Raw genomic sequence first — 6,768 nt, forward strand, 5'->3', positions numbered from 1 at the left:
GATAACTTGTGTCCGGTGTTCCGCTTCGGCTACTTGACCCGGCTTCCCAACCCTCCGCATGACGCGCCCGCTCATCCACTCCACGGCCCTGCTGGCACTCGCGTTCACGCTGTCGCAGTCCGCCCGCGGCGTCGGGCCGGGTACCCGTGTGCTGCTCGACGCGCACAACGCGTACCCCGAGCGGGGCCAGTGGAGTACGCGCCTCGACGACGCGTTGGCCACCGGCCTTCCGTTGGCGATCGAGCAGGATCTCCATTGGCGCACGGCGCACGGGGGACCACCGCAGTCGGTCGTGGCGCACGACGACGACGCGCTCGAGGGGGCGCCCACGCTCGACGCCTACTTCTTTGCGCGCATCAGGCCCATCATGGAGCGAGCGCTGGCTGAAACGCGTCGGGAGACGTGGCCGTTGATCACGCTCAATCTCGATTTCAAGGACAACACACCGGCGCATCTCGACGCCGTGTGGGCGCTGCTCGGAAAATACGACGCGTGGCTGACGACGGCCCCGCGCACCGCGACGCCCGAACGGGCCGAGCCGCTGGTGAACGGGCCGCTGCTCGTGCTGACCGGGTCGGATACGGCGCAACGGCGCCGCTTTCACGATGAGGTGCCCGTTGGTGCGACCCTGCGTGCCTTCGGCGCCATGCCTCCAGTGCCTGTGCCCGGTGCGACCAAAACGATCCGGGCACGTCGCGCCATGCTGATGACCAGCGCGCAGCACATCACGGCCACGGCCGACAACTTCGTGCGCTGGGTGAACTTTCCGTGGAGCGTGATCGAGGCCGGGGGGCAGAAAACCGCCGGCGCGTGGGTGCCGGCCGACTCTGTGCGACTGCACACGTTCGTGCGGCGCGCGCACGCGCAGGGATTCTGGATTCGCTTTTACACGCTCGACGGATTCACTCCGGCCGAGGACCGTGGGTTCACGGCGTCGTACAACTTCGGATCACGCGCCGCGGCGGCGGCCCGCTGGCGCGCCGCCCTGGCCACCGGCGTCGATTTCGTGGCGACCGATCAGTACGCCGATTTCGCGGCGTTGCGCCGTTCGTCCGGCCGCCGAGAGGCACCCGGTCCCATTTTTCACGGCCGATGAGGGCACCGATACCGGCACCGTGAACGGACTCCCCTTTTCGGGCGCCACGATCACACCGGCGTGACTGACGAGGCCGACGAGTACCACGGCGGCCATGTTGATTCGGCGCACGGCATCCTCCGGTTCGGGATGCCCCACGGTACCCGGCTGTCTTCCGCCGCACCGTCAGGGAATCGCCAGCCACCGCAGGGCGATTACCCGATGCGAGGCGGGCCCGAATGTGCCAATGTCCTGAGATGGACCGTCGCCAATTTCTTGCCCGTACCAGCGTCGCGGGACTCGCCACGCTCGCCTCCCGCACGGCGCTTGCCGCCACCCTCACCGATGGCGCCCGCCTGCGCCGCGCACTCGGCCTGCCCGGTCTCCCTCTTCCATTCGAGCGGGCACCGCTGCGCATGCCGGCCACGGTGACGGCCGATGGTCTCACGCTGCGCGCCGCCGCGCGCCGTGTGGAGATCGCACCGGGCGTTCCGGTGGAGGCGTGGAGTCCGGGCGACGGGCCGGTGGGGCCGACGATCCGCGTGCGCACCGGCGACACGGCCCGCATCACGCTGGAGAACGCGTTGAGCGAGCCGACGATCCTGCATTGGCATGGGCTGCGTGTGCCGGAGAGCGCCGACGGACATCCGCGTCTGGCGATACCGACCGGTGCCACCTACCAGTACGAGTTCCCGGTGATCGATCGCGCCGGCACGTACTGGTATCATGCGCATCCGCACCATCGCACGGGAATCCAGGCGTATCGCGGCATGGCGGGGCTGTTCGTGATCGGCGACGCAGCGGAGGACGCCCTTGGCCTGCCCACCGGCGAGCACGACCTGCCGTTGCTGATTCAGGACCGACGTCTCGCCGCCGATGGCACGTTCGCGTACGAACCCGCGATGCATGAGCAGATGGAAGGGTTCTTCGGCGATGCGGCATTCGCCAACGGCATCCGCCTGCCGTCGCGGTCGGTCGAGACCACCACGTACCGTGTGCGCGTCGTGAACGCCACCACGTCGCGTATCCTGCGGCTCGCGCTGTCGAACGGGCAGCCGTTCACGCTGATCGGCAACGATGGCGGCCTGCTGCCCGCACCGCAAACGCTCACGCAGATCGACATGGGCACCGGTGAACGCGCTGACCTGCTGATCGACTTCGGCAAGGTCGCGGTGGGCTCACGCGTGATGCTGATGTCGGCGGCGTTCGAGTCGCCCGCGCGCATGGGCGGCATGGGGATGGGCCGCGGCAGGGGAGGCGGCATGGGCATGGGGCGCATGGGTGCCGGCGGTGTCGCGCAGGGGGGCGCCATGGACCTCGTGGAGTTCACCGTCGATCGTGCGGTCACGCCGGTGGCGTGGAAGCCGCGCACGTTCCCGCGCATGGCCACGCTCGATCCCCAAACGGCGAAGCGCACGCGCACGTTTCAGTTCAACAGCGCCATGATGCAGCACAACATCAATGGGCGCGAGTTCGACATGGAGCGCATCGACGAAACCGTGCGCTTCGGCGACACGGAAGTGTGGACGTTCGTGAACGACAGCCCGTTCCCGCACCCCGTGCACGTCCACGAAGTGCAGTTCCACGTGGTCGAGCGTATCGGCGGCCGCGCCCGCATCATGCCGTGGGAGCGCGGCCTCAAGGATACGGTGCTCGTGCATCCCGGCGAGCGGGTGTCGGTGGCGGCCACGTTCGACCGCTACCGCGGTCGTTTCCTCATGCACTGCCACAACATGGTGCATGAGGACATGGGGATGATGCTGAACTACGCGATCGTGTAGGTCACGCCGGCGTGATGTGCTTGGCGGTGATCGCGGCCAGCGACGTGGTGCCGCTCTGCTTCATCGCGACTTCGAATTCCTTGCGCAGCAGGGCGAGCACGGCTTCCACGCCTTCCTGTCCGAAGGCGCCGAGTCCCCAGATGTAGGGGCGGCCGATGCCGACGGACGTGGCACCGAGCGCCATCGCTTTGAACACGTCGGTGCCGCGGCGGAAACCGCCGTCGCAGATCACGGGAATGCGTCCCTCGGTGCCGCGCATGACGTCGGGGAGTGACGTGATGGTGGCACGACGCGAGTTCTCGGCGCGCCCGCCGTGGTTCGACACGAACAGGCCGTCCACGCCGTGCCGCACGGCGAGATCGGCATCTTCGGCCGTCACGATGCCCTTGATCAGCACCTTCATGCTGGTGGACTGCTTGAGGCGATCGATGAACTCCCAGGTGGGGGTGCCCACTTCCGGGATCGGCGTCGCCTTCGGGTAGCCCACCAGATTCGGCTTGCGGCGGTTGTCGCGATCGTCCACGCGTCCGCTCACACCCGGCAGCGGGGCGCCGCCCAGATGGCACTTGGTGCAGGTGCGCGTGTCCTTCCGCGCCTCGCGGATCATGGTTTCCCGGTTGCTGCCGCCCAGCAGGTCCACCGTGAACGCGATGGCCGGTGCGCCCGCCTTCTCCACGCGCTTCACCATCTGCCTGGTGACCGCCCAGTCCGACTGGTGATAGAGCTGAAACCACACCGGTCCCCCGCGCGCCTCGATGACATCTTCGATGGACGTGGTGGCCACGGTGGAGAGCACCATGAGGTGATCCTTCGCCTTGGCCGCGCGGGCCGTGGCGATCTCGCCGAGCTCGTGAAACGCCTTCTGGCTACCGAGCGGGTTGACGATGATCGGCGTGGGATACTTGGTGCCGAACCACGACACACTGGTATCGAGTCGGCTCACGTCGATCAGGCGGCGCGGGCGCATCGCCCAGCGGTCGAACCCCTGTCGATTGGCCTGAATGGTGGCGTCGTCGTCGGTGCCGGTGGCCAGATAGCCCCAGTGGGCCACGGGGATGTTCTGCTTCGCGACCGGCTCGAAGTCGAACACGTCGAGCGCCTCGCCGGCGGTGCGGATCTCCTGCGCCAGCTGGAGTGCGGTGTCGTCGAGGCGTGTGCGCGGCCCGTCGCTGGCGTGCAGCAGCCGGGAGAACACGGATTCATCGAGTCCGGCGGCAGCCAGCAGCGGACTGCCCGCCAGAAACGTAAGGAAATGACGGCGCGAGGGGTCGATGGACATACCCTCAAGAGGCACTCATCGCCCGCCGTTGTCCAGAGCCATAGATTGCGCGAACGCTCCCTTCCCACCTGCTGCTCCCCGTCCGTTGCCTCTCCTCTCCGCGTTACGGCGCTCTGCGCTCCGCACGTCCGCGACCACTCTGGTGGCGACTCTGGCGGTGGCCGTGTTGGCCGCCATTACCGCCCTCGCCCCGACGGCGCAGGCGCAGGTCACCCCGCCGACGAGCACCCCGGTGCGTCTCGATGCCGCGGTGGCCGATTCGTTCGCGAAAGCGGCCCGCGCCCGGCCGCGGCCGTCGTTCAGCACGCTGCGGGTGACCACCGCCCCCACCATCGATGGCAAGCTCGATGAGGCGATGTGGTCGCAGGGCACGCCGATTCGCGACTTCCTGCAACGCGAGCTCAATGAAGGCGTCCCGGCCTCGGAGCGCACCGAAGTGCGCCTGGCCACGGATGGCGTGAATCTCTACATCGGCGCACGCATGTACGATCGCGAGCCGCAGCTCATCGTGCCCGGCGAAAAGATCCGCGACGTGCAGCTGGCCAACAGCGATCATATCGCGTTCGTGTTCGACACGTATCACGATCACCAGAACGGTTTCGTGTTCGCGACTACGCCGGCCGGCGTGGAGTACGACGGGCAGGTGATTCGCGAAGGCGAGGGGGGCGGCGCACAGGTCCCTGGCCAGAATCGCATGCAGGCCGGTGGCATGGGTGGCTTCAATGTGAACTGGGACGCCAGTTGGACGGTCAAGACGACCGTCGACTCGCTCGGCTGGACGGCGGAGTTCCGCATCCCGTTCTCGACGCTGCGCTATCAGTCGGGCAGCGCGGAGCAGACGTGGGGCATGAACGTGTCGCGCAACATTCGTCGCAAGAACGAAGAGCTGTACTGGTCGTTCATTCCGCGGCAGTTCAACCTGTACCGCCTCTCCATTGCCGGCAATCTGGCCAACCTCACGTTGCCGGTCCGTCGCATCCGCACCGTCACGCCGTATGTGCTCGCGTCGTCGCAGGAGCGCTGGACGAGCGGCATCAAGCAGGACAGCAAGCGCCCCACGGAGTTCGGCGGCGAGATCAAGTACGGCGTGACGCCGGCGCTCACCCTCGATCTCACAGCCAACACCGACTTCGCGCAGGTGGAGGTCGATGACCAGCGCGTGAATCTCACGCGCTTTCCCATCTTCTTCCCCGAGAAGCGGCCATTCTTCCTCGAGAATGCCGGTGTCTTTTCGGCGGGGACGCCGCAGGCCGTCGACCTGTTCTTCACTCGCCGCATCGGGATTTCCGAGAACGGCACACCGCAGCCCATCCTGGGCGGCGGTCGGCTGTCGGGGCGTATTGGTGGCACCACGGTGGGCCTGCTGCAGATGATGACGGATGCCCCCGACGAACAGAGCGCGGGGCAGTCGTTCTCCGTCGGGCGCGCCACGCGCGAACTCTCGGCGCGCTCACGCATCGGCGCCATGGTCGTGCAGCGCATGGCCACCGACGATGGCGGCGACGTGAATCGCACGTTCGCCGTGGACAGCCGCATCGGCCTGGGGCAGCGTTGGACCAGCGACCTCTGGGCGGCCCGGACGACCACGCGCGGCCTCGATGGCGACGCCAACGCCTTCAGCGGGCGCATCGCGTATCAGACGAACGTGTGGAATCACAACGCGCGTATCGCGCAGATCGGCGAGGACTTCAATCCGGAAGTCGGCTTCATGAGCCGTCCGGGTGGTTATCGCGCGTACGACGTGTCCTTCATGCGCCTGGTGCGCAAGCCGGAGTGGGCGTGGTTCCGTCAGTGGAATCCGCACGTGAGCTACCGCAGCGCGTACGGCATCAGCGACGGCTTTTATCAGTCGGGCTACTGGCACATCGATCTCACCGAGATCGAGATGGCCAACAGCACGAAGTTCGGCCCCGAGTACAACATCTCGCACGAGGGGCTTCAGGCGCCGTTCACGATCGCCCCGGGCGTCGTGCTTCCCGCCGGCCAGTACGATTGGGGCACCTTCGGCTGGGACTACACCACTGACCCGAGCGAGAACCTCACCGCCACGGGCCGCTTCGATGTGGGACAGTTCTGGACCGGCCGCCGCAGCGGCGGCAGCGGGACGATCACCCTGCGTCGCGGCGCCACGTTCTCCGGCTCGTTCACCGCCGACTACAACGACGTGCGGCTGCCGCAAGGCAACTTCATTCGCTCACTGCAAGCGGTGCGCCTGAACTATTTCTTCTCGCCGCGCATTTTCGTGCAGACGCTCACGCAGTACAACAATCAGCAGGCGATCTTCTCGTCGAACGTGCGCTTCGGTTGGCTGAATACGGCCGGCACGGGCTTGTTCATCGTGCTGAACGACGGACGCGCCGCGAACAGCTTCTTCGACCTCGGCGCACCGCAGCAACGCTCGGTATTCATGAAGTTCACCCGCCAGTTCGGTACGGGTGGCTGATCCTCGGCAGGCGTGATGTGGGATGAGCAAGGTCAGCGCGAGTATGCGCTGATCTTTTGCTTATCCGTGTTGTTTCCGTTGATCGGCGTTATCCGTGTTCTGGCTGTTTCGGGGCTTGCCGACCGATGGGTGCGCGGCGGGAGATCGCTAACGGCCAGAACACGGAGACCGCGGATTACACGGAAACAAC

The 6,768-nt window shown here is 66.9% G+C and carries 4 protein-coding genes; 3 read left to right on the forward strand and 1 reads right to left on the reverse strand.

Going from position 1 to position 6,768, the window contains the following annotated elements:
- The first annotated feature begins 58 nt into the window (after positions 1-58).
- Both ACIRA7_RS07560 and ACIRA7_RS07565 read left to right on the forward strand, forming a co-directional pair.
- On the forward strand, positions 59-1,096 hold the full coding sequence (locus tag ACIRA7_RS07560) for a hypothetical protein (protein WP_396220242.1): 1,038 nt from the start codon (positions 59-61) through the stop codon (positions 1,094-1,096).
- A gap of 236 nt (positions 1,097-1,332) precedes the next feature.
- Complete coding sequence (locus ACIRA7_RS07565) at positions 1,333-2,856, forward strand: multicopper oxidase family protein (protein WP_396220243.1); 1,524 nt, start codon at positions 1,333-1,335, stop codon at positions 2,854-2,856.
- A 1-nt stretch (position 2,857) separates the two neighbouring features.
- On the opposite strand, the gene ACIRA7_RS07570 is transcribed toward ACIRA7_RS07565, so the two are convergent.
- Positions 2,858-4,135: an alpha-hydroxy acid oxidase gene (locus ACIRA7_RS07570; RefSeq protein WP_396220244.1), complete on the reverse strand. Its 1,278-nt coding sequence runs from the start codon at positions 4,133-4,135 to the stop codon at positions 2,858-2,860.
- 142 nt (positions 4,136-4,277) lie between these two features.
- Here ACIRA7_RS07570 and ACIRA7_RS07575 point away from each other — a divergent pair, with 142 nt between their 5' ends.
- Positions 4,278-6,578, forward strand: a complete 2,301-nt coding sequence (locus ACIRA7_RS07575) for a DUF5916 domain-containing protein (RefSeq protein WP_396220245.1) — start codon at positions 4,278-4,280, stop codon at positions 6,576-6,578.
- Positions 6,579-6,768 lie beyond the last annotated feature (190 nt).

Source organism: Gemmatimonas sp., assembly GCF_044376735.1.
Lineage (GTDB): Bacteria > Gemmatimonadota > Gemmatimonadetes > Gemmatimonadales > Gemmatimonadaceae > Gemmatimonas.

Coding starts and splice junctions, on each gene's coding strand:
- ACIRA7_RS07560 (WP_396220242.1), top strand. CDS start 59: ATGACGCGCCCGCTCATCCACTCCACGGCCCTGCTGGCACTCGCGTTC.
- ACIRA7_RS07565 (WP_396220243.1), top strand. CDS start 1,333: ATGGACCGTCGCCAATTTCTTGCCCGTACCAGCGTCGCGGGACTCGCC.
- ACIRA7_RS07570 (WP_396220244.1), bottom strand. CDS start 4,135: ATGTCCATCGACCCCTCGCGCCGTCATTTCCTTACGTTTCTGGCGGGC.